Annotated in this window: 20 protein-coding genes and 1 tRNA gene; 17 read left to right on the top strand and 4 right to left on the bottom strand. The window is 57.6% G+C overall.

Annotation, left to right across the window (positions count from 1 at the left end; genetic code table 11):
* Positions 1–429: 429 nt before the first annotated feature.
* Genes AC5JQH_RS13105 through pgi form a run of 6 tightly spaced genes read left to right on the top strand, consistent with a single transcriptional unit; the run spans position 430 to position 5876 of the window.
* Positions 430–639, top strand: a complete 210-nt coding sequence (locus AC5JQH_RS13105) for a hypothetical protein (protein ID WP_062782780.1) — start codon at positions 430–432, stop codon at positions 637–639.
* Positions 632–1996, top strand: coding sequence for a polynucleotide adenylyltransferase PcnB (gene pcnB, locus AC5JQH_RS13100; RefSeq protein WP_493791887.1), 1365 nt, complete (start codon positions 632–634; stop codon positions 1994–1996). Before AC5JQH_RS13105 ends, pcnB begins: the two co-directional genes overlap by 8 nt.
* On the top strand, positions 1996–2493 hold the full coding sequence (gene folK / locus AC5JQH_RS13095; protein WP_008169650.1) for a 2-amino-4-hydroxy-6-hydroxymethyldihydropteridine diphosphokinase: 498 nt from the start codon (positions 1996–1998) through the stop codon (positions 2491–2493). The genes pcnB and folK (AC5JQH_RS13095) overlap by 1 nt, the downstream gene beginning before the upstream one ends.
* A gap of 59 nt (positions 2494–2552) precedes the next feature.
* Positions 2553–3347 carry a 3-methyl-2-oxobutanoate hydroxymethyltransferase gene (panB, locus tag AC5JQH_RS13090; RefSeq protein ID WP_008169652.1) on the top strand — a complete coding sequence of 265 codons (795 nt, stop codon included), beginning with the start codon at positions 2553–2555 and terminating at the stop codon, positions 3345–3347.
* A complete protein-coding gene (panC, locus tag AC5JQH_RS13085) occupies positions 3344–4192 on the top strand; it encodes a pantoate--beta-alanine ligase (RefSeq protein ID WP_053114245.1) in 849 nt (282 codons plus the stop codon). Before panB ends, panC begins: the two co-directional genes overlap by 4 nt.
* Positions 4193–4214: 22 nt before the next feature.
* On the top strand, positions 4215–5876 hold the full coding sequence (pgi, locus tag AC5JQH_RS13080; RefSeq protein ID WP_493805675.1) for a glucose-6-phosphate isomerase: 1662 nt from the start codon (positions 4215–4217) through the stop codon (positions 5874–5876).
* Here pgi and folK (AC5JQH_RS13075) read toward each other — a convergent pair.
* Both folK (AC5JQH_RS13075) and folB read right to left on the bottom strand, forming a co-directional pair.
* On the bottom strand, positions 5859–6383 hold the full coding sequence (gene folK, locus AC5JQH_RS13075) for a 2-amino-4-hydroxy-6-hydroxymethyldihydropteridine diphosphokinase (protein WP_008169659.1): 525 nt from the start codon (positions 6381–6383) through the stop codon (positions 5859–5861). The genes pgi and folK (AC5JQH_RS13075) overlap by 18 nt on opposite strands.
* The gene (gene folB, locus AC5JQH_RS13070) at positions 6383–6739 is read right to left on the bottom strand and encodes a dihydroneopterin aldolase (RefSeq protein WP_493805674.1); all 357 of its coding nucleotides are present in this window, start codon (positions 6737–6739) and stop codon (positions 6383–6385) included. The genes folK (AC5JQH_RS13075) and folB overlap by 1 nt, the downstream gene beginning before the upstream one ends.
* 140 nt (positions 6740–6879) lie before the next feature.
* Here folB and plsY point away from each other — a divergent pair, with 140 nt between their 5' ends.
* On the top strand, positions 6880–7470 hold the full coding sequence (plsY, locus tag AC5JQH_RS13065; RefSeq protein WP_493805673.1) for a glycerol-3-phosphate 1-O-acyltransferase PlsY: 591 nt from the start codon (positions 6880–6882) through the stop codon (positions 7468–7470).
* 3 nt (positions 7471–7473) lie between these two features.
* Here the strand turns inward: plsY and tsaD are convergent, their stop codons facing one another.
* Entirely contained in the window at positions 7474–8529 is a 1056-nt protein-coding gene (gene tsaD / locus AC5JQH_RS13060) for a tRNA (adenosine(37)-N6)-threonylcarbamoyltransferase complex transferase subunit TsaD (RefSeq protein WP_092033794.1), read from the bottom strand.
* A gap of 238 nt (positions 8530–8767) precedes the next feature.
* Here tsaD and rpsU point away from each other — a divergent pair, with 238 nt between their 5' ends.
* The 5 genes from rpsU to AC5JQH_RS13035 all read left to right on the top strand — a co-directional run bounded on the left by rpsU (position 8768) and on the right by AC5JQH_RS13035 (position 13481).
* Positions 8768–8983 carry a 30S ribosomal protein S21 gene (gene rpsU, locus AC5JQH_RS13055; protein ID WP_007153483.1) on the top strand — a complete coding sequence of 72 codons (216 nt, stop codon included), beginning with the start codon at positions 8768–8770 and terminating at the stop codon, positions 8981–8983.
* Positions 8984–9132: 149 nt separating this feature from the next.
* A complete protein-coding gene (gene dnaG, locus AC5JQH_RS13050; RefSeq protein WP_493805672.1) occupies positions 9133–10860 on the top strand; it encodes a DNA primase in 1728 nt (575 codons plus the stop codon).
* Positions 10861–10979: 119 nt separating this feature from the next.
* Positions 10980–12827 (top strand): RNA polymerase sigma factor RpoD, encoded by a 1848-nt coding sequence (gene rpoD / locus AC5JQH_RS13045; RefSeq protein WP_288367466.1) that lies wholly within the window; start codon positions 10980–10982, stop codon positions 12825–12827.
* 97 nt (positions 12828–12924) lie between these two features.
* Positions 12925–13001: transfer RNA gene (locus tag AC5JQH_RS13040), tRNA-Ile, on the top strand.
* A gap of 138 nt (positions 13002–13139) precedes the next feature.
* Positions 13140–13481: a hypothetical protein gene (locus AC5JQH_RS13035; RefSeq protein WP_474546606.1), complete on the top strand. Its 342-nt coding sequence runs from the start codon at positions 13140–13142 to the stop codon at positions 13479–13481.
* 24 nt (positions 13482–13505) lie between these two features.
* Here AC5JQH_RS13035 and AC5JQH_RS13030 read toward each other — a convergent pair whose 3' ends face one another.
* A complete protein-coding gene (locus tag AC5JQH_RS13030) occupies positions 13506–13763 on the bottom strand; it encodes a tyrosine-type recombinase/integrase (RefSeq protein ID WP_474546605.1) in 258 nt (85 codons plus the stop codon).
* A gap of 499 nt (positions 13764–14262) precedes the next feature.
* Here AC5JQH_RS13030 and AC5JQH_RS13025 point away from each other — a divergent pair, with 499 nt between their 5' ends.
* The 5 genes from AC5JQH_RS13025 to AC5JQH_RS13005 all read left to right on the top strand — a co-directional run bounded on the left by AC5JQH_RS13025 (position 14263) and on the right by AC5JQH_RS13005 (position 22424).
* Entirely contained in the window at positions 14263–14466 is a 204-nt protein-coding gene (locus AC5JQH_RS13025; RefSeq protein WP_493805671.1) for a hypothetical protein, read from the top strand.
* 298 nt (positions 14467–14764) lie between these two features.
* Positions 14765–14926 (top strand): PEP-CTERM sorting domain-containing protein, encoded by a 162-nt coding sequence (locus tag AC5JQH_RS13020; RefSeq protein ID WP_288367744.1) that lies wholly within the window; start codon positions 14765–14767, stop codon positions 14924–14926.
* A 467-nt stretch (positions 14927–15393) separates the two neighbouring features.
* The gene (aupA, locus tag AC5JQH_RS13015; protein ID WP_008169576.1) at positions 15394–16731 is read left to right on the top strand and encodes an alkane uptake protein AupA; all 1338 of its coding nucleotides are present in this window, start codon (positions 15394–15396) and stop codon (positions 16729–16731) included.
* Between the two features lie 12 nt (positions 16732–16743).
* Positions 16744–19971, top strand: coding sequence for an Ig-like domain-containing domain (locus AC5JQH_RS13010; protein WP_493805670.1), 3228 nt, complete (start codon positions 16744–16746; stop codon positions 19969–19971).
* A 158-nt stretch (positions 19972–20129) separates the two neighbouring features.
* Positions 20130–22424, top strand: coding sequence for a molybdopterin-dependent oxidoreductase (locus AC5JQH_RS13005; protein WP_493805669.1), 2295 nt, complete (start codon positions 20130–20132; stop codon positions 22422–22424).
* Positions 22425–22429: the final 5 nt, after the last annotated feature.

Below are 22429 nucleotides of genomic sequence, written 5' to 3'. Positions count from 1 at the left end.
GTTCCTGTCGGTAACACTCCTCACGAAAGTAACGTGACCTCAGTAACACTTAGGTTGAATACGGGGTAACACTTATGGCCTACAAAATCGTAAGACTCTGTTAATAAACGAAATTCAAAAACTGGCACATGGACTGCAACCTATTTGGCGCACAACAACAAAAACAAGAGTGACAAAGCAGCGCCAACAACAAGAACAAAAAGCTGCAGGATGCGTTCGGTAACAAAAACAACAACAGAACGTAAGCGAACTGAGTGTTTTGGGTACTTTGCTTTTTAGTGGTCCCACGGCACGTGCGAGTTGTAGATGTAGAGAAGAGTCACCTTCCAGGTGACGCTGCAGCTACCCAAGGCCCGCTCGATGTCTCTGACCGCTCTGTGTATTCAAAGCTTTCCGTTTGCACTGCTGAGATGCCCCTGAAGTGGGGATATGCAGTGGGGTACAAAAACCAAGAAAAATCCCGGCAAAAACAAAAACAATGCAGATCGTCAACGCTTTGAGGGCGGATTCGTGAAAACGGATCCGCCTTTTGATTATCTGGGCTCCAAAACGGTAATCCACGGCAAACGTGTGCAAATCCTGCTCAAACCGTTAAACTCTCGGTTTTTGCTCATCGCAACCACGGATTTCAATGCCTAAACGACTTGTCGACAAACTCCGTTCCTTCATGCCCGGCAACGGAAAAAAGAAAGCCCGCACCTACCAGCGACGGGAAATCCCCAGGGACCAGCACAACGTCTCCCGCTCGGTTATCAGCGAACCCGCCAAGAAAGTTCTGCATCGCCTGAACAAATCAGGCTATGAAGCATACCTCGTGGGCGGCGGCGTAAGAGACATCCTGCTGGGCGACAAGCCCAAGGATTTCGACATCGCGACCAATGCCACCCCCGAGGAAGTGCACGACCTGTTCCGGAACTCCCGGTTGATCGGACGGCGATTCCGGATTGTCCACGTGGTGTTTGGCCGCGAGGTCATCGAGGTGACCACGTTCAGGGGCAACGCTGCCGAAGCAGACACCGACACCGATGATGACGATCGCAGGACCAGTGAACACGGCCTGCTTCTGCGTGACAACGTTTACGGCAACCAGGAAGAAGACGCCCTGCGTCGCGACTTCACCGTCAATGCGCTTTACTACTGCATCCGCGACTTTACCGTAATCGACTTTGCCAACGGGATCGAGGATCTGCGCAACCGCCAGCTGCGACTGATTGGCGATCCCGAGACGCGGTACCGGGAAGACCCCGTGCGCATGCTTCGCGCTATCCGTTTTGCCGCCAAACTCGGCTTTGACATTGAACCGGAGACCGAGGCCCCGATCGGGGAACTGGCCCCTCTGTTAACCCATATTCCACCGGCCCGCCTGTTTGATGAAATGCTCAAACTGTTTTCCGCAGGCCATGGCGAAGCCACTTACGACCTGCTGACCCGTTACAATCTGCTGGAGCCTCTGTTCCCGGAGACGGTCAGAGCCATTGAGTCGGGTGAGCCGGACGAGCTGATCCGCCAGGCCCTGAGAAACACGGATGCCCGGATTGCCCAGGGCAAATCGGTCACGCCCTATTTCCTGTTTGCCGCCATGCTCTGGCCGGCACTTCAGGCAGAGTGGCATCGCAGGCAGGACAACGGTGACCCGGTCCAGCCCGCATTGCACGGCGCAATTGGAAAGGTGATTGGCCGTCAGGTGCAGGCAACCTCGATTCCGAAACGATTCTCTGGCCCGATGAAGGAGATCTGGGAACTTCAGATGCGACTGCCCCGACGCCAGGGCAAGCGGGCTTTTGCCACCATGACTCATCCACGGTTCCGGGCCGCTTACGATTTCCTGCTGGTTCGCGAGGCGTCTGGTGAGATTGAACCCGGGCTTGGCCAATGGTGGACCGAGTTCCAGCAGGAAGATGAACGGGGCCAGGAGCGAATGCTCTCACAACTGAGCACCGACGCCCCCAAGAAGCGGCGGCGCCGCCGCAAACCGGTCAAACGCCCAGCCCAGTAATGATGACAGACGTCTTTATCGGTCTTGGCAGCAATCTGAAAGACCCTGCAGCCCAATTGGCCCGGGCGGTCTCCGCCCTGGCCAACCTGCCGGAGACGGTTCTGGTGGCCCAATCGCCCTTTTATGCCAGCCGCCCGGTCGGCCCCCAGGACCAGCCTGACTTCGTCAACGGCGCGGTATGGCTCAGAACCTCCCTGCTACCACACCAACTGCTTGATGAACTGCAGAACGTCGAACAACAGCACGGCCGGGAGAGACTTCGCCACTGGGGACCCCGAACGCTTGATCTGGACATACTGATCTTCGGCGATCAGATGTTGGACGACGAGCGCCTCACCGTACCTCATCGGGAATTGCGGAACCGGGACTTTGCGCTCCAGCCTCTGCTGGACCTGAAGGCCGGCCTGACTCTGCCCGACGGCACACCGATTGCCAAACTGCGTCGCCAATGCCCCGACAACGGCTTGCGCAAGCTTCCACCGGCGGATTACCCTTAACACTTCAATGCCGATACCCCGGCACGCCCAGGCCCATCCACCCAAAAGGCAAGGATTCTATGGCTGTTACCATCAATACCCTGCGTGAGTTCAAGCAGAAGGGCGAAGCCTTCGCTGCCCTTACCTCCTATGACGCCACCTTTTCCCAGGTGGTCAGTGAAGCGGGCGTTCACGTAATCCTTATCGGCGACTCCCTCGGGATGGTACTTCAGGGGCATGACAGCACCCTGCCGGTGACCATGGACCAGATGGTGTATCACGTCAGCTGCGTGGCCAAAGGAAACCGTGGGTCCCTGATCATGGCCGACATGCCCTTCATGAGCTACGGCACGGTCGAGTCTGCCCTGGAGAACGCAGCGGAACTGATGCGCGCGGGCGCGCACATGGTAAAACTCGAGGGTACGGACTGGATGAAAGAAACCATTACCGCTCTGACCGAGCGCGCCGTGCCCGTATGCGCACATCTGGGCCTCACGCCGCAGTTCGTCAATAAATTTGGCGGCTACAAGGTCCAGGGCCGTGACGAGAAAGCGGCGGAGATGATGATTGAGCACGCCTGCGAGCTGGAAGCCGCCGGCGCCGATGCCATCCTGCTGGAGTGCGTTCCCGCGCCGCTGGCGGCACGCATCTCCCAGGCCGTCAAAGCACCGGTCATCGGGATAGGTGCCGGGCCAGACACCGACGGACAGATTCTGGTATTGCACGATATGCTGGGCATTACCACTGGCCGTAAGCCACGATTCGTCAAGAACTTCCTGGCAGAAACAGATTCGGTACAGGAAGCCCTCCAGGCCTACGTGAAAGCCGTAGGCGAGCGCTCATTCCCCGCTGAGGAGCATACGTTCAAGGCATGAGAACCGTACATTCTTTGAAAGAATTGAGAACCATCCTCCGCGGCTACCGGCAGCAGGGCAAAACCATCGGCCTGGTACCCACCATGGGCAACCTGCACGAGGGCCATATCTCCCTCGTGCGCAAAGCAGCGGAGATGGCGGATGTGGTGGTTACCAGCATCTTCGTGAACCCGATGCAGTTCGGAGCCGGCGAAGATCTCGAGACCTACCCGAGAACCCTGGCTGAAGACCAGGACAAGCTCGCCTCGGCCGGTAACACACTGGTATTCGCGCCTTCCGCCGAGGAAATCTATCCGGAAGGGCTGGCAAGTCAGACCCAGGTGGTCGTGCCGGATGTCAGCGACGGCCACTGTGGCGCCAGTCGCCCGGGTCACTTTGAGGGCGTAGCCACGGTGGTCACCATGCTGTTCAATATGGTGCAGCCGGACTTCGCTGTATTCGGCGAGAAGGATTTTCAGCAACTGGCCGTGATCCGGAAAATGGTCCGGGATCTGATGATCCCTGTTGATGTGGTGGGCGGCCCCACGGTGAGAGAGGACGACGGCCTGGCGAAAAGCTCGCGCAATGGTTACCTGACGCCCGAGGAACGGCAGATTGCGCCAGCGGTCTACCAGACTCTGCAGGCCACGGCGGCCAAGATCACCGATGGTCGTACAGACTTCCAGGCCCTGGAAAGCGAAGCTGAGCAGAGTCTCGGGGACGCAGGGCTCAGGCCGGACTACTTCAATATCGTCAACAGTCAGACACTCAAACCGGCCACGGCTGAGGATCGGGAGATTACCATCCTGACGGCAGCTTTCCTGGGCACCACCCGCTTGATCGATAACCTGTCCCTGACCCGATAAGCCAACAGAAAAGGAACCTCTGATGCCCGCACATCCTGAAGTACTGACCTCGAAACCCGAATGGCAGACACTGAAGGAACATCGGCAACGCCTGGACGGCGTTCTCATGAAGGACCTGTTCAACCAGGATCCCGGGCGGGCAAAGCGTTATTTCATTGAAGGCGCAGGGCTGTCACTGGATTTTTCCAAGAATCGGATCACTGACGACGTGCTCGACGCGCTTCTGGCACTGGCCAGCAGCTGTAACCTGGAAGCACGGCGGGAGGCCTTGCTCAGCGGAAAGAGAGTCAACGTTACCGAAGATCGCCCCGCCCTTCACACGGCATTGCGAAACCCGGGAACCGACGCCATCACCGTTGACGGCGAAAACGTGGTCGCCGAGGTGCAGCGCACCCTGCAACAGATGGAAACCCTGGTGGAGGAGGTGTTGGGCCAACACCGCACCGGGTACACCGGCAAGTCTTTCACCGATGTGGTAAGCATCGGTATCGGCGGCTCCTACCTGGGCCCGAAGCTGGTTGGCGAAGCCCTTCAACCTTACGCCCAGGCCGGCATTCGCTGCCATTACGTGGCCAACATTGACGGCACCGAGATTTGCGAGGCTCTGCGCCAGGTCAATCCGGAAACCACTCTGTTCCTGATCCAGTCCAAGTCATTCCGCACGCAGGAAACCCTCGAGAACAGCAAAGTCGCGAAACAGTGGTTTCTGGATCATTGCGGGGATGAACAGGCGGTCTCGCAGCATTTCATGGCCGTGACGGCCAATGTGCCGGCGGCGCAGGACTTCGGTATCGATCCGGAGAACGTCTTCCCGATGTGGGACTGGGTGGGCGGCCGTTATTCACTGTGGTCAGCCATCGGCCTGCCCATTGCCTTTAGCGTTGGCATGACCAACTTCCGGGCCCTGCTGGCCGGCGCCCATGCCATGGACCAGCACTTTCGTGAAGCGCCGCTGGCAAAGAATCTGCCGGTGGTTATGGCCATGCTGGGCATCTGGTACAACAATTTCTGGGGTGCCGAGACCCACGCGATACTGCCCTACGATCATTACCTGCGCAGCCTGCCAGACCACCTCCAGCAGCTGGATATGGAAAGCAACGGCAAGAGCGTTACGCAAGCGGGCACCCCACTCGCCTGGCAGTCCGGCCCGGTCATCTGGGGCGGCGTCGGTGCCAATGGCCAGCACGCCTATCACCAGCTGATCCACCAGGGCACCCGCCTGATTCCGGCGGACTTCATCATACCTCTGAAAACCCACAATCCGGTGGCCACCCATCACGCCGACCTGTTTGCCAACTGCCTCAGCCAGTCCAGGGCCATGATGGCCGGAAAATCACTGGAAGAAGCCAGGGCCGAGCTGAAAGCCGAAGGACGGGATGAAAGCGAGATTGAACAGCTTGCGCCACACAAGGTGATCCCAGGCAACAAGCCAAGTAACACGCTGACCATGGAGAAGGTGACACCCGAGACTGTGGGCGCGTTGATCGCGCTCTACGAGCACCGCACCTTTGTGCAGGGGGTTATCTGGGACGTGGATTCGTTTGACCAATGGGGTGTGGAACTCGGCAAGCAACTGGGTAAAGGCATCCTGCCGCGGCTATTGGGCGAGGAAGATGGCACCCAGGCCAGCGACAGCTCTACCGATCACCTCATCGAGCTGTTCCGCTCAACCGGCAGCGTGTGAAATCTGCCGACCCTGCCAGCTGAAGCCCACCGGCCAGAGCTTCTGGCCAGTGTCGTACTCCCGCCATAGCTGGCCATAGGTTTTGCCGCACACCGGGTGCTCTGCTTCAGGCGCTATGTCGGCCAGTGGCCGAAGCACGAAAGCGTTTTTCAGGATTTCACCCCTTGGCAGTTCAACGCCATCGATGCGCCCGACGGCACTGCCATAGGTGAGAATATCGAGGTCCAGCGTTCGCGCACTGAATTTAGGCACATCCCGACGCCGGCCGTTGTCCGCCTCCAACTGTTTGAAACGCTTCGAAAGCTCGGCGACCGACAGGGACGTATCCACGCCCACTACGAGGTTCAGGAAGGGAGAGCCATCAAACCCGACCGCTTCGCTGTCGTAGACCGGGGAGATGATCAGCTCGCCAAACCATGCCGAGAGCGCATCGAGCGCTGCCCTGACGTAGCGTTCCCTGTCGACATTGCTGCCAATACTGATGTAAACCCGAACGGCCGCTGCCATCACCGGACTCCCCTCTCGATTTGCACACCCACCGCCTGTGCCGTAGGTACGGCCCCCGGCTTGCGTATCGCCAACCGAAGCCACGTGATGCCAAATTCATCCTGCAAGGCTTTGGCGAGCACCTCAGCGCCGTGCTCAAGCAGTTGCGGCCTCAGCGTCTGCAGACAGGTCTCTACCCGGGCACTGACGGCCGCATAATCCAGGGCATCGGCGACATCGTCTGTTCGACCCGGCACCCGGTTATCCCAGGCCATTTCCAGATCGACCACCAGGTTCTGGGTGACTTCCCGCTCCCAGTCATAAACGCCGACCACAGTTTCCACAACGAGGCCTTCGATCAATACAGTGTCTGCCAAGGGTACTCCGGAGTTCTTCCACTCTTTGGTGATTGAATAACGCACAACCAGGGGATACTGTGAAGAGCATGGCCCGCGTTTTCAGGGCGGGCATTTTCGCACATATTGGTTGTATACGTCTTTGCTTCCGAGCCCACAGCATGTTTCCCAGTGACCCGGTTTTAACGGTTTTACTCTGCGCCGCCGCTTACCTGGCAGGTTCCGTGCTGTTTGCCCTGCCGGTCTGCCAACTCTGGAAACTCCCGGACCCACGGGCGCAGGGTTCAGGCAATCCCGGCGCCACGAATGTCTACCGAACCGGCGGGTGGCCGCCAGCGCTACTCACGCTTGCGCTGGATGCGGCAAAAGGCTGGTTACCCGTTTGGCTGGCCCATGCCGCCGGTCTTTCCGTAATGGTTCAGGCTGTCGTTGCCCTGTTCGCCGTCACCGGCCACATGATCCCGATCTTCTATCGATTCAAGGGTGGAAAAGGGGTCGCGACGGCGCTCGGGGCCGGTCTTGCGCTGGCGCCGGTCACAACGCTGATGATGGCCGCTATCTGGATGCTGGTGATCTGGCGCTGGCGAATATCCGCCCTCGCCTCACTGATAGCCATTGTCTGCGGCCCGCTGATCAGCGCCTTCCTTGAACCGGAAACCCTGCCACTGTTCGGCCTGCTCGCACTTTTGATTGTGGTCCGCCACCGCAACAACCTCATCCGGCTCGCCCAGGGACGGGAAACCGGACTTTAATGATCAGTCCACCAGACCGGTTGAGCGAGGTTCGTTAATGGGCGGCAGCGTGTTCATTGGCCACCGGGGCACTGCCACAATCCGCTCGCCGTCCTGCTGGCCGGCCTTCATGCGCTGGGCACCGGCGTAGGCAATCATTGCACCGTTATCCGTACAGAATTCCGGCCGGGCGTAGAAAACGCGGGCTTTGAGTTTGTCGGCCATTTTTTCCAGGCCCGCCCGTAACCGTTTATTGGCGCTCACCCCTCCGGCTATGACCAGCCGCTTGCAGCCTGTCTGTTCCAGGGCCCGGCGGCATTTGATAGTGAGCGTATCGACCACGGCGGCCTCGAACGCCAGGGCAATATCCGCGCGGGTCTGGTCCGTCAGCCCCTCCGCCTCACGAGCAGCATTCACGGTATTGAGCGTGAAGGTTTTCAGGCCGCTGAAGCTGAAATCCAGGCCGGGACGGTCAGTCATCGGCCTCGGGAACCGATAACGGCCCTCTGTGCCTTTTTCCGCCAGCGCTGCCACCCGCGGTCCACCCGGGTAGTCCAGACCGAGCATCTTGGCGGTCTTGTCGAAGGCCTCACCAGCGGCGTCGTCTACTGATTCTCCCAGCATTTCGTATTCGCCAATACCATCAACCCTTACCAACTGGGTATGGCCACCCGAAACAAGCAGTGCAACGAAGGGAAACGCGGGTGGATTATCCTCCAGCATGGGCGCCAGAAGGTGGCCCTCCATGTGATGCACACCGAGCACCGGCACTCCAAGGGCAAACCCCAGCGAATGGGCAACCGCGCCCCCAACCATGAGCGCGCCGACCAGGCCCGGACCCGCGGTGTAGGCAATTCCCTCTATATCGGCACGGCCTTTACCGGCATCCGAAAGCACCTGATCGCAGAGGGGCAGGAGCTTGCGAACGTGGTCACGGGACGCCAGTTCAGGGACGACACCCCCGTAATCAGCATGCATGTCGATCTGGCTGAACAGGGCGTGCCCCAGAAGGGCCGCTTCCGTGTCGTAAAGCGCTACACCAGTCTCGTCGCAAGAGGTTTCGATACCTAGAATCAGCATAATTTCGGGCCACATTGGTTGGCAGAAATGAAAACGACGCGCATTTTAGCAGAAACCCGAAACCCACTGGCAGATTCATCGAACAAACATTGACCTTGCCATAACGCAGGCGCTATCATTGCCGCCCTAAAATATGCACTGGTCGAGTTTTAGCCAATCTGACCAGGAATCGAGAACCGGTCTGGCCTCGCCAGACGGACAAAATTGAAACCGAATCTATCAGGTAGGTGATTTTCGAATGCCAGCTGTTAAAGTGAAAGAGAATGAACCGTTTGACGTAGCACTGCGTCGCTTCAAGCGTTCCTGCGAGAAAGCGGGTGTACTTTCCGAAGTACGTCGTCGTGAGCACTACGAGAAGCCGACCGCTGTTCGTAAGCGCAAAGCAGCCGCTGCCGTTAAGCGTCATCTCAAGAAGCTTCAGCGGGAACAGCGCAAGTTCGAGCGTCTGTACTAAGTTTTATCTGACGCCGCTTGACTGCAAAGCACTGATTGCCTGTACAGCCGCAGGCTGCACAGAGCGACTCAAAAATGCCGCCGAGGCCTGGCTTCGGCGGCATTTTTGGCTATTGGCCAACTCCGATGAAGGCCTGATGTGGAGCCCCCATGAGCGGACTGATCCCTCAACAGTTTGTTGAAAACCTGCTGGATCGAATCGACCTGGCGGAACTGATCGGTTCACGCATTACGCTCAAGAAGGCCGGCGCCAACTACAAAGCCTGCTGCCCGTTCCACGACGAGAAAACACCCTCGTTCAATGTCCGGCCGGACAAAGGTTTTTATCATTGTTTCGGGTGCGGTGCCCATGGCGATGCCATCAGCTTTGTCAGGGAGTTTGAAGGCCTGGGTTTTACCGAGGCGGTCGAAGAACTGGCCAAACGGGTTGGTCTCGAAGTGCCCTACGACCGGGCTGCAAAGCAGGAAATCCAGCAGGCGCGAACACTGACGGATGCACTGGACTTCGCCAGCCGTTTCTATCAGTCGGCACTCAAGGGCCAGCAAGGCGCTTATGCCCGGGACTACCTGCAGCAACGGGGCCTGGACAACGCCATCATTGAGCAGTACCAGGTAGGCTACGCGCCCTCTACCGGCACGGCACTGTTTGATGTTGCCAGTAAGGACCTGCAAGGTCCGCTGATTGAAACCGGCACGGTTTCCGACAAGTACGGCAAACCCAGGGACCTGTTCCGCAACCGGGTGATGTTCCCGATTCGCAACAGCCGTGGCAGAACCGTTGCCTTTGGCGGTCGCACCCTCGGAGACGACAAGGCGAAATACATCAACTCCCCCGAGTCGGATGTGTTTCACAAGAGCCGCGAGATTTATGGGCTCTTCGAGGCAAAGCAGGCCATCCGGCAGCTGGACAAGCTGCTCGTGGTCGAAGGCTACATGGATGTGATCGCCCTCGCCCAGCACGGCATTCATTATGCGGTGGCAACGCTGGGCACGGCAACGAACCAGGACAGTCTTACAGCGCTGCTGAAACAGGTAAGACACATCGTGTTCTGTTTCGATGGCGACCAGGCCGGCTTCCGGGCCGCGGACCGGGCCATGGAGAACGCACTGGAACTGATGGCCGATGGCCTTCACCTCCAGTTCCTGATGCTGCCCCAGGGCGAAGACCCGGACACCCTTGTGCGCAAGGAGGGGCCGGAGGCGTTCCAGAAACGCATCGAAGCGGCAACGCCTCTGTCACGGTACCTTTTTGACCGGCAGAGCGAAGGACTGGACCTGCAACTGCCGGAGCACCGGGGCGAACTGCGAGCCAGGGTTGAACCTCTGCTCAACAAGATGCCCCGAAGCACCCTTCGGGATGCCATGTGGCACGAAATGCTCCGCCTTTGCGGTGGCCGAAACCAGTGGCAGAACCGGCAGCAGGGACAGAAAGGACGTTGGAACGGCGAACGACGGGATCGGGTTTCCGAAGATCGGATTGATGTGAAGCTCAGCAAGGACAGCATTCTGTGCCTTGCCCTGCTGGAAGCACCGGACCTGGCCACCGAGGTGACCGAACTGGCCAGCGGCTCCCGGCAATTCAATCAGGCCAGGAATTTTGCCGAGTGGATTCTGGCGAACGAGATCCTGAACCGGAAAACACTGGTGCGCACGCTGGCACTGGATACGACCGCTCGGGAGCGGTTTTACCACCTGTTTGACGGGATTGAACATATTCCGGCGCGTGAGAGCACACTGGCCGCCGCCCGGGAGCTTCTGAGCCCGAACGAAGAGGCATCCCGCCAGCAGCGGCTTGCCACACTGTTACGAAACCTGTCCAACCTCTCGAGTGAGGAACGACAGGAGCTGAGAGCCCTGAGCAGTGGCACCGGGGACTAGCAGCACTTGAAACTTGACGCACTGATCACCATCTAACCATGCGGTGGCAGAGCAACTAAGCGGCAGCTATAATGGCTGTTTAACTTTTTTCCTTCTAAAAGCGAGTTTACAGGGTGTCTATGTCAGGCAATTCGCAAAAATCACGTTTGAAAGACCTCATTGCACGAGGCAAGGAACAAGGTTACCTGACTTACGCCGAGGTAAACGACCACCTCCCGGAAGATATTGCTGACCCGGATCAGGTCGAAGACATTATTCGCATGATCAACGACATGGGTATCCAGGTGTGTGAAGAAACACCAGACGCCGATACCCTGCTGATGACCGAGGGCGATTCTACCGCTGACGAAGCTGCGGCTGCTGAAGCCGCCGCCGCCCTGGCCGCCGTAGAAACCGATGCCGGCCGCACCACGGACCCCGTGCGCATGTACATGCGTGAAATGGGTACCGTTGAGCTGCTGACCCGCGAAGGCGAAATTGTCATCGCCAAGCGTATCGAAGAAGGCATCCGCGATGTGATGGCCGCTGTTGCCCACTTCCCGGGTACCGCCGGCACGGTGATCCAGGCCTACGACCGTATTCTCGAAAACGAAGGTCGCATCAGCGACATCGTAACGGGCTTCCTCGATCCGGACGACGCCGAGCCGTTCATGGGCGAGGAAACCACCACCGAGAGTTCCGACGATTCCGATTCCTCTTCCGACGATGACGACGACTCCTCGGAAGAAGAAACCGATAACGGCCCGGATCCGGAAGAAACCCGTCTCCGGTTCGAACTGCTCAACGAAAAGCTGGATGCCGCCAACAAGGCGCTGGCCAAGCACGGCCGTTCCGACAAGAAAACCCAGGAAGCCCTGAACGAGCTGGGCCAGGTGTTCGCACCGTTCAAGCTTGCCAACAAGGCGTTTGACGAGCTGGTCAACGTGGTTCGCTCCACCAACGACCTGGTTCGTGAGAACGAGCGCGCGATCATGCAGATCTGTGTTCGCGAGTGCAAAATGCCCCGCAAGGACTTCATCAAGTCGTTCCCGGGCAACGAGACCAACCTGGACTGGGCCGAGAAAATCGCCAAAAGCAAGAAGCCTTACGCAGCCCCTATGGCCGAGCGTATTGACGAGATTGTTCGCCTGCAGAAGCGCATCCAGAACGTGCAGACCGAAGTAGACCTGGACGTTGCCGACATCAAGGAAATCAACCGTCGCGTCTCCATCGGCGAGGCCAAGGCACGCCGTGCCAAGAAAGAGATGGTAGAGGCCAACCTGCGTCTGGTTATTTCCATCGCCAAGAAGTACACCAACCGCGGCCTGCAGTTCCTGGACCTGATCCAGGAGGGCAACATCGGCCTGATGAAGGCGGTGGACAAATTCGAGTACCGCCGGGGCTACAAGTTCTCGACCTACGCCACCTGGTGGATTCGTCAGGCCATCACCCGCTCTATCGCGGACCAGGCCCGCACCATCCGTATTCCGGTGCACATGATCGAGACCATCAACAAGCTCAACCGGATCTCCCGCCAGATGCTGCAGGAAATGGGCCGCGAGCCCACGCCGGAAGAACTGGGCGAGCGCATGGAGATGCCTGAGGACAAGATCCGCAAGGTACTGAAGATCGCCAAAGAGCCGATCTCCATGGAAACCCCGATCGGCGACGACGAAGACAGCCATCTGGGCGACTTCATCGAAGATATCCAGGCCCTCTCCCCGGTGGATTCTGCCACCGCCGAAGGCCTGCGCGAAGCCACCCGCTCGGTACTGGCCGGCCTTACCGCCCGCGAGTCCAAGGTTCTCCGGATGCGCTTCGGTATCGAGATGAACACCGACCACACCCTGGAAGAAGTCGGCAAACAGTTTGACGTTACCCGTGAGCGGATTCGTCAGATCGAAGCCAAGGCCCTGCGCAAACTGCGTCACCCCTCGCGCTCCGATCACCTGCGCGGCTTTATCGACGACCAGGGCAATCAGGGATAATTTCCCAAACAGTAGCGGGCGCCACACCTCACCGGTATAATGGCGCCCGCTTTGTTTCCCCCTCCGGAAACACCTTTCAAAACAGCGTTCGCTGAACGGGCCTATAGCTCAGTTGGTTAGAGCAGGGGACTCATAATCCCTTGGTCGCAGGTTCGAGTCCTGCTGGGCCCACCACTTTTCAAGCACTTACAACATCCTCAACAGCGGCACCCCCCTCTAGGCGTCAACCAACTGTCGACCGCTAGATCTTCCAATATCCGAAAAAGCTGATAATGTACCGGCCCTTATATAAACACTAACTGAGGAATTCGGATGAAAGGGATTTTTGCAGTTCTCCTTTTCAGCAGCCTACTTGTCGGCTGTACCACTACACCCAGCAAAATGAGAGACACGGGGCCAGACGAAGTTCACACGAGCTTCAGAACGCCCAAAGAGATTTATCTATGCATTGCACCACAGTGGGAAGAGTATGTTGTGGTCAATGCTAGAGAAAGCCAAAAGGGCTACTCTCTTACCGGCATGCTGGGGGTTGAGCTCAAGTACATGGCAGACATCGACGAGACTGAACGTGGAAGTAAAACCAAGATTTATACTTTCAAGATCATGGAAATAGGAAGGGACCCCTTAAAAGCGGCTGCAGCGAAGTGCCAATGATCTGCCTGCGCGAAACGTTCTAACCTAGATAGCCGGACTTTTATGCAATACTTCCGACAAGAAGTCCGGCGCCAAGTGCGCATAGCGCATAGTCAGCTTCAAATCTGAGTGACCCAAGACCTTCTGAAGCGTGAGGATATGCCCACCATTCATCACAAAGTGACTGGCAAACGTGTGTCTGCAGATATGAGTCAGCTGACCTTTAGGTAACTTGATGTTAGCCCTCTCCAGAGCCGATCTGAAGGCGCTGTAGCAGGACTGGAACGGCAGCTGCTCAATCAATTCTTCGTATAGATTCTTCCTGAGTGGAACCGAGCGACTTTTTACCGCTTTTCGTTCCGCAGTAGGTCACCCGATAAGGGTTGAATGCGGGCAGCTTAACTGACTCAGCTTCCGACTACCCGGGACCAGTAGCCAAGGCCAAGCGAGCCACGTCGTAAACCGATGGATTGGATGACGCCCTGCACTCCTCGAGGAGCCTTTCGATTTGTTCCTGCTCCAGAAATGCCAGCTCAGGCTCGTCGATCTTCAGTCGGCGCAGCTTTTTTCAGCAGACTCGTCCCTTTCCAGTGACCGTGCGAGATCAGCTCGTTGAATACAGTCAGCACCTCAAGAGAGATAAACTGGACTCTCGCAATCTGTACTCATCCCCGTGTCGATATACTTTACAAAGACCAAACAGGCGAACGAAGTAATCTTCTGAAAAACATAAACTATTTCCAAATGGAACGGAAATTGCTGACTTAAAGCGCAAGCACGTAAACCCAGGAGGGTTAAATAAATGAACAGGATCAAGCAAATAGTCTTAGCTGTCTCTGCACTGGCAGTCACACCGTTTGCCAACTCAGCTCTAATTACGACTCAGCTGGAGGATATGACTAATGGCGGCGGTTTCTTTGGCGAATTGACATTCGAGGATACCGCTCTCGATACGGTCAAAATCTCAGCCGATATAGCGGCACCGATAAATGCAGGCCTGACATAAAGGCGACATTCTCGGACTATGGTTTGACTTTGCTGATTTTAGCGCACTTTCAGGCGCTCCAACGATAAGCGGAGAAGATCCGTCCGGCATAGTTACAGAGGTATTCTTCGGGGAGAACTCTATTGGGAGCCAGCTCGCTGGTTATTCAAATGTAAACCTGCAAGGTACTGATGAGACAAATTGGGACCTCGCAATAGTCACTGGCAGTAATGGTGGCCCAGATTTTTATCAGTCTTTCAGCTTTAACTTAATAATCGCAGGTTTAACCGCTAACCAATTCTTAGAACAACGAGTGGGTATGCGGGTCCAGAGCATTGAGGGAGGCAGTTTCCAAGGGGGCTCAGCAAAACTAATCGGAGAAGGCACTCCGACAGTAACAGTCCCAGAGCCTGGCACTTTAGCGTTGATGGGGCTTGGAATTCTTGGGCTCACAATTCGTCGTCACAGCAAACTGCATTAAAGCAAAGTCCGACCAAACGGCAGACCCGCCCTGGGCGACCCTCAAAAGTTGTCCAGCTACACAAGTAGCCGCGACGTAGCTCGCGGTTATTTTTTGGCAAAGCGACTTCAGTGTTATCCAACGAAAATGACGATGCAGGAGTTTGCTTAAACAGTTCGAGAAGCTCAAATTATGTCAGTTTTTTTTACACACACGAAAAGGTCGAAGCCTTAGAGGTCATTCCGGTTTTCATAACTGTCACCTGCAAACACTTGGTACGAGAAACTCAAACCTTCAGACCTAGCAAACTCCCCTATTCCTCCAATGAGATTTATTCCCTTCCATGGTTGTCGCGACAACAATTCTTGTCAAAAAAGCCAACGCTCCTTAAAGACAAGCCGAATACACTACCTCCTGAACAAAAATACCAGCCGTATTCGCCACCTCACGGCCCGAGTATAAAAACAACGAAGTAATGGAGTGTATCAATGGCTTTTTCCTCCCCTTCCCGGTCAAGGGCACTGTCTCTTGCAATCGCCACCGCCTCTGTCGGTTTCTCTATTTCGGTTAACGCCAGTATGGGCAACCTCGGCACCACCTATGGCGTCATGCCAGTGGATGTTGCCACAGCCCAGTCACTGTCCATGTTCAACGATCAGGTGTCAGCCACCTATTACAACCCAGCCTATCTGACCAAAGATGAGCGTGGGGAGCTGACCGCTGGCATTCTGCACGCCGAACAGGAACTGCGTTCTGCCAACCCGAATGCCAATGGCGACATCCTGGCCAACTCACCAAGCCAGCAGGTGCTGATTGGCATGAAAACCAATCTGGGTTCGCTGACTCGCTTCAAGCACCCGATCTATCTGGGCTTCATTGCAGGCGTCGAGAAATACGGCAAGGAAATGCTGGCGTTCGATTCGCAGACCACGGAGAACGGCCAGTTCCTTCAGTACGGTAAAGAGCCCCTGTTCCTGAACATCGGTGGCGCTACGCCGATCTGGCGCGGCATCTCCGCCGGTGCTTCGGTGCGGGTCACCCTGGATGCCCAGGCAAACCTCGATGCGGTCTCTACTTTGGGTGGCGAGACCAGCCGGGAACGCCTTGCGGTCAATGCCGAACCCTCACTGAAAACCATTCTGGGCACCACCATTGATCTGGGCAGCACATTCTGCCCGGACAGCGACTGCTTCCTGAACGGCTGGGAAACCGCACTCACTTATCGAACCAAGTCAGCGGCCTCCACGTCGGTTGATTCCAACATCATTGTCACCCAGACCATTCCGGATCCCGGCCTGAGTCTGTCGGTCTCCACCATTGATTCCTTCCAGCCGGAAACCTTCGGCTTTGGCGCTCAATACAAGGGCGAAAACTGGCGGATTGGTGGCAGCGTGGAGCAGCAGAACTGGTCAGAGCTGGAGAAGGAATTTTCTTCCGATACGATCAAGGATCAGCAGTCTGTGCCAGCGGGCAGCCGGATTCAGTTCGACGACGTGCTGATTCCACGGATCGGCGCCGAGTACGCACTCAACAAGAACTTTTCTGTGCGCGGCGGCGTTGCCTATGAGGAATCACCGCTCAAGTCTACCCGCAACCCCGAGATCAATTACCTCGATACCGACAAGATTGTCGTGGGCCTGGGCCTGAGCGCCACGTATGACCGCACCCGTCTGCTGGCCTATCCCGTCCGTCTGGACATCGGTTACCAGTACCAGCAACTGCAGGAGCGCGATTTCACACTGGTGGATTTTGACGGCAACGAAACGCCGGTTACTGCAGACGGCGACGTTCACGTTGTCAGCGGCTCCATCACCCTGAAGTTTTAAGGAGGGCACGCCATGAAGTACAACAACACACTGGCACTTATACCCGCCCTGTTACTGGCCGCCTGTGGTGGCGACGAACAGACCATGAATGAGAAAGTCTCCCCCGGCTCGGTGGTGTATTCCTACCCTGCTGATGGCCAGGCAGATGTCAGCCCGAAAGCCGACATTGTTCTGCGCTTCAGCCATGCGTTGACCGATGAGGATGCAGATCTCCAAAACAAGATTCTGCTGCAATCTCAGGAACAGTCACTGCCCTTTTCTATCAGCCGGATTGACGGCGGTAAAAGCCTCATGCTGTCGCCCTCGTCGGAACTCGACACGCTCGGCGACTACACGGTGACGTTCAGCGAACCGCTGGCTGCGGAGGGCGGTCGCCAGATCGACACCCCCAACGCGGTCGGCGATGCCGGCATCCAGTTCGAGACTCGGGGAAGTTTCTCCGGACCCGCAAGCATAACCAACTCGGCCGCGGATTTTGATATCGCCTGGCAGGTTCCGGCAAACAACAGCCCGTTCGAGGCCATGAACTTTTCCACATTCCGCCTGGCCATGACCCACCCGATCCATCCGGACTGGAAGGCTCTCGGCGGTTCCATCCAGCTGCTGGATGGCAGCGGAGAGGTTGTTCCAGCGATGGTTCTGGTGAAAGGCAATCGGATAACGGTGGACCCTTGTGTGGTCGAGGATCCCAGGGACTGTGGCAGCAAGGACGATGTCCTGGACACCGGCCAGACCTATACCCTGCGCCTGGAAAACCTGGCCAGCCTGACTTCGCCCGAAGCAGACCGGTTCAGTGAGGAAATCGCATTCACGCCCCGCGAGACAGGCCCAACGGTCGTACTTCAGCAGTCTGCTGTTGATTCCGGGCTGGCCGCAGGTATTGCGGAGCAAGACGTCACCCGATCAGTCCTGAACGGCCAGGCCATTAACGGCGTCACGCTCAACTCGGTGCTCCAGGGAGAAGCAGGCCCCTCCCAACAGACCGGCGATCTGTTTGCAGAGCTGGCTTATGCGCCGGCCTTCGAGGCTGATGAAGCGCTTCCGTTGCGTATCGCCCGGGGCAGCGTGCTGAACAGTACCAGTCTGGATGTTCTGGTGGGCGGCGAGGTTCCTGTGCTGGATGCCGCCAACGGTCAGCTCCAGACTACTGGCAACATCAAGGTCACCATGTTGTCAGACGCATCCGGCTACCTGAGCCCCAACCCCTACACCAATGACATTAACGCGCCCAGACATATCACGCTGTTTATGGATGTCTCCATGAACACCGAAAACGCCCAGCCCAACGCAGCACTCTCCCAGGATCTGATGGGGGTCGAGTTGCGCGGCATCGCACTGGTGCAGGATGGCGTATTGACCATCGATGCCATCGGAATGGTGGAGCCAAACCTTCTCGGCCAGGAGTACACAGACTCGACCATCGCGTTCCATCTTCAGGCGGCCACCGATGCCGATTCGGTTCTGGATGCCGAGCTACTCCGCGAGCTGGACAGCACTTCGCCCAGCCTGATCAGCTGGATGCCCGGACCGGACAACGCCATTCCGGATACGCGCCAGTCCATGCAGCGCCCCGGGGATCCGGTCATTCTGTTCTTTGATGAGCCGCTTGCCGCGGACTCCATTGATACCGGAATTTCACTGTTCGCGGATGGTGTTCCTGTTGAGACACTTGAGACACAACTGGACGGAACTGCCGTTATCGTGAATCCGGGCGATGGCCTGCGCCATGGCGTTGACTACGAAATCGTCATCGATGGTTTGACCGATCTGGCCGGCAACCCAGCCACCGTGGCACCGTTACAGTTTTCACTGGATGATATTGGCGGCTCCGCTGTAACCCGACGCCCTGCCCTGGCCCTGACCACCTATCCGGGCTACCCCTGCGAAACCGATCATAGTCTGCTGGATCTCTCCGCCGGCGTACTGGGACAGTGCTATTCCGATGGAGGTGTGGGTGACACTCTACCAGTCAGCACCATGCCGTCAGATCGTCCCATTACCGTTGTCTTCTCCAAGTCCATGGACCTGAATTCCATTATTCAGGGAGACACCTTCATCGTCGAGAAAGTGAGGCAGGAACCCAGTGGTTCGGTCACGGTTGTGGAAAGCAACGTACCTGGCCGGCTTGAAAAGAATCTCCAGCGGATCCGGTTCTACCCGGACCAGCCCTGGGAAGCCGACGCACACTATCGGTACACCCTGAAGTCATCGGAGGATGCAGGAAGCTGCTCGACTGGAAGCTACACCTCAGTTTGCGATTCCGATGGCCTGGCACTGAAAACCGACCTGCTTGAAGGGCTTGATGACGGAGGTGGCAACAACGGACCGGACGACATGGTGATCTATTTCACCGGAACCGAGCCTCTGGACAGCGTTTTCACGCCTCTGCGAAACCTGCCAGTTCGCGACACCAATGCCAACTTCATTGTGGACTGTGACTCCAACACTAACCCGGACTGTCTTGAGCCGTTTGACCACCAGGGCAGCGACGCTGATGGCTGGGCCGCTTCAGCCAATTCAACGAAACTGAGGGTCCGCAATAACGAAGCATCAGCCTCTCCGCCCGTGATTGTAGCCAGTACCGCCGATGCGCGGGTTGGCTGCGAGACCGGCGAGCGTTGCCCCAAAGATAAGTTCATCTACCAGACCTACGCCCTCAACACGGAAGTTATTGGCCCTGGCATTTATGAGCCAACCGGCGATGAGGGGATTCTGGTGAACCTGTATCCCACACAGTTGGCGACCACATCGATCAGTGTGTTCACAGAGCTTCGGGTTTTTGGATTTATCCCACTCCAGGAGGAGTCCATTACCAATACCCAGGTCCTCCGCATGCGCTATGCCAAGGACGACCCGGCGTGTTCCGGCCCGGGCTGCAGCCGCTCTGGCCTGATACCCGGGGTAATAACCGAGGGTGAAAATGGCCAGCCGGTCTTCAAAACCCGGGCCGAATTGATGCTCGATGCGCCCGATATGGAAATCCCGCTGGGAGGCCGCCACGACCTGTACGGTCGGGAGTTTGTGCTTGAACTGGAGGGCAACATCACCTTCTTCGATGACGGCCGGATGCAGATTGAGCAACGCAACTCAAACCTGGTCGACATTAATGTCCGGGCGCGGGCGCTTGGAGTGCCTGGCGGCGAAATCGTGACGATTGATCTGCCCCTGCAAATCCCCGAACAGGGCGTCTACCTCAACTTCATATCCAACCCGGTCAAAGAGATCCCGGCAGAGCAGTAAAAAGCTGTGAAACCACTGCAAAGGGCCAGCCTTCGGGTTGGCCCTTTTTGCACAGGGTACAAACGGTGGTTATTTCCCCATCCAAGCCATTTGCTGCTAATCTGGTTGCAGATTGAAACTTCTATAGCAAGACAACAACCTTTCAGGAGAGCCCCTTCATGGAAAACGGCACCCACTATCGTACCTGTCACCTTTGCGAGGCCATGTGCGGTGTCGCGATCGAAATGAAGGACGGCCGGATTGCTTCCATAAAGGGCGATGAGAATGATCCGCTCAGCCGGGGGCATATCTGTCCGAAGGCGGTTGCGCTTCAGGATCTGCACGAAGATCCGGACCGCCTGAAAAAGCCGATACGCAAAACCGGGACCGGCTGGCAGGAAATGGAGTGGGCGGAGGCGTTTGACCTGGTCGCCGAAAAGCTCCACCAGACCCGCCAGGACCACGGCCACAACAGCATCGGCGTTTACCTGGGCAACCCAAACGTACACAACCATGGTTCCCTGGTTGCCACCATGCCATTGCTGCGAGCCATCGGAACCCAGAACCGGTTTTCAGCAACGTCCAATGATCAGCTGCCTCACATGCTCGCCAGTCTCGAGATGTTCGGGCACCAGGTTCTTTTCCCCATTCCCGATATCGATCACACGGATCTGTTTATCTGCATTGGCGCCAATCCCATGGCTTCCAATGGCAGCCTGATGACGGTTCCGGACTTCCGCGGGCGACTCAAGGCCCTGAAGCAGCGCGGCGGCAGAATGGTTGTGGTGGACCCCCGCCGCACCGAGACCGCAAAGCTGGCCGACGAATTCCACTTCGTCCGGCCCGGAAGCGATGCCCTGCTGATGATGGCCATGGTGCATACATCGTTTGAAGAAAAGCTGGTGGATCCCGGTCCGGCGGAAAGGCTGGTGAAAGACGCAGACCTTCTGCGCCTGGCGGCTCTCAGCTTCACCCCGGAAGTGGTCAGCGCACACACCGGTATTTCCGCGGAGGACATTCGCGCCCTCACCCGACAGCTCGCCACCACGCGAAAGGCGGCTCTTTACACGCGCATGGGGACAAGCACCCAGACCTTTGGCGGTGTGGCAACCTGGCTGGCCTATTGCCTCAACATCCTGACCGGGAAACTGGACCTGCCCGGCGGCGTTCTGTTCTCGCAGCCGGCGATTGATCTGGTAGAGCTTGGTGCCATGGCCGGTCAGAAGGGTCACTTCGGCAAGCGCCACAGCCGCGTGAAGGGGCTGCCTGAATTCGGCGGAGAATACCCGGCCAGCACCATGGCCGATGAGATGTTAACCCCTGGCGATGGGCAGATCAGGGCTTTTGTCACCGTTGCCGGCAATCCCGTTCTCTCCAGCCCCAACGGCCGACGTCTGGAGGAAGCCCTGGGCGGCCTCGACTTCATGGTCTCGGTGGATTATTACCTCAACGAAACAACCCGGCATGCGGATATCATCCTGCCCCCGACCGCGGCGCTGGAACGCAGCCACTACGATCTGATTTTCAGCATGTTTGCGGTGCGCAATTTCGCCAAATACAGCGAAGCACTGTTCGATGCCGGCCCGGGAGCCCGCCATGACTGGCAGATTCTACTGGAGCTGGCCCACCGGTTGGAAAAGCTCCGGAAAGGTGGGCAACTGGCCCTGCGGGCGGAACTCGGCTGGCGCGCCTTCAAGCAGATTGGGCCAGACCCGATTCTTGATCTGCTCTTGCGATCCGGCCCCTATGGCGCTGATGCCGGGCGTGCGCGGGGCTTGCTGCAGCCTGCGGTCGATCTGGTGATGGATATCCTGCCGAAACGACATCCGCTTCGTGGACTGGCCAAGCTCAGCCCCCTGAACCGCCACTGGCAGGAGCTACCGAAAGGGCTTTCCCTGAGTGCCCTGAAGGACAACCCGAACGGCGTCGATCTGGGCCCTCTCCAGCCGTCCCTGCCTGAACGCCTGTTTACCCGCGATGGCAAGATCAACCTTGCGCCAAGGCGCTACCTGGACGACCTTGGCAGGCTGCATGAGGCCCTGGCTGCACCGGCCGGCGAGTCTCTGCAACTGATTGGCCGGCGCCACGTCCGGAGCAACAACTCGTGGATGCACAACAGTCAGCGGCTGGTTAAGGGCAAGGACCGGTGCACCCTGATGATTCATCCCAAAGACGCCAGCCGCCTGGGTTTGCAGGCCGCTGACTCTGCAGAAATATCTTCGGAATCCAGGCAGATAGTCTTGCCGGTTGAAATTACCGAGGATGTCATGCCCGGCGTGGTATCCATTCCCCATGGCTGGGGCCATGACCGCGACGGCACTGGCCAGTCAGTGGCGGCTGCCCATGCCGGTGCCAGCATCAACGACTTGCTCAGCGACGGTCGAATTGATCCGCTCTCTGGCACTTCCGTATTGAATGGACAGCCCGTTGCTGTCAAAGTCTGGCGCCCGGAGCGCCAACGCAAACGGGCCTGATTCAT

The organism is Marinobacter sp. H13 (genome assembly GCF_059072335.1).
This window is presented reverse-complemented; position numbering and strand designations above follow the sequence as displayed.

Excerpts from the sequence above, each read along its gene's own strand:
- AC5JQH_RS13035 (WP_474546606.1), top strand. The coding sequence starts at position 13,140 with ATGAAAGGGATTTTTGCAGTTCTCCTTTTCAGCAGCCTACTTGTCGGC.
- AC5JQH_RS13105 (WP_062782780.1), top strand. The coding sequence starts at position 430 with ATGCAGTGGGGTACAAAAACCAAGAAAAATCCCGGCAAAAACAAAAAC.
- pcnB (WP_493791887.1), top strand. The coding sequence starts at position 632 with ATGCCTAAACGACTTGTCGACAAACTCCGTTCCTTCATGCCCGGCAAC.
- panB (WP_008169652.1), top strand. The coding sequence starts at position 2,553 with ATGGCTGTTACCATCAATACCCTGCGTGAGTTCAAGCAGAAGGGCGAA.
- pgi (WP_493805675.1), top strand. The coding sequence starts at position 4,215 with ATGCCCGCACATCCTGAAGTACTGACCTCGAAACCCGAATGGCAGACA.
- AC5JQH_RS13010 (WP_493805670.1), top strand. The coding sequence starts at position 16,744 with ATGAAGTACAACAACACACTGGCACTTATACCCGCCCTGTTACTGGCC.
- dnaG (WP_493805672.1), top strand. The coding sequence starts at position 9,133 with ATGAGCGGACTGATCCCTCAACAGTTTGTTGAAAACCTGCTGGATCGA.
- tsaD (WP_092033794.1), bottom strand. The coding sequence starts at position 8,529 with ATGCTGATTCTAGGTATCGAAACCTCTTGCGACGAGACTGGTGTAGCG.
- folK (WP_008169650.1), top strand. The coding sequence starts at position 1,996 with ATGATGACAGACGTCTTTATCGGTCTTGGCAGCAATCTGAAAGACCCT.
- plsY (WP_493805673.1), top strand. The coding sequence starts at position 6,880 with ATGTTTCCCAGTGACCCGGTTTTAACGGTTTTACTCTGCGCCGCCGCT.
- AC5JQH_RS13005 (WP_493805669.1), top strand. The coding sequence starts at position 20,130 with ATGGAAAACGGCACCCACTATCGTACCTGTCACCTTTGCGAGGCCATG.
- rpsU (WP_007153483.1), top strand. The coding sequence starts at position 8,768 with ATGCCAGCTGTTAAAGTGAAAGAGAATGAACCGTTTGACGTAGCACTG.
- folK (WP_008169659.1), bottom strand. The coding sequence starts at position 6,383 with ATGGCAGCGGCCGTTCGGGTTTACATCAGTATTGGCAGCAATGTCGAC.
- panC (WP_053114245.1), top strand. The coding sequence starts at position 3,344 with ATGAGAACCGTACATTCTTTGAAAGAATTGAGAACCATCCTCCGCGGC.
- AC5JQH_RS13020 (WP_288367744.1), top strand. The coding sequence starts at position 14,765 with ATGCGGGTCCAGAGCATTGAGGGAGGCAGTTTCCAAGGGGGCTCAGCA.
- aupA (WP_008169576.1), top strand. The coding sequence starts at position 15,394 with ATGGCTTTTTCCTCCCCTTCCCGGTCAAGGGCACTGTCTCTTGCAATC.
- AC5JQH_RS13025 (WP_493805671.1), top strand. The coding sequence starts at position 14,263 with ATGAACAGGATCAAGCAAATAGTCTTAGCTGTCTCTGCACTGGCAGTC.
- rpoD (WP_288367466.1), top strand. The coding sequence starts at position 10,980 with ATGTCAGGCAATTCGCAAAAATCACGTTTGAAAGACCTCATTGCACGA.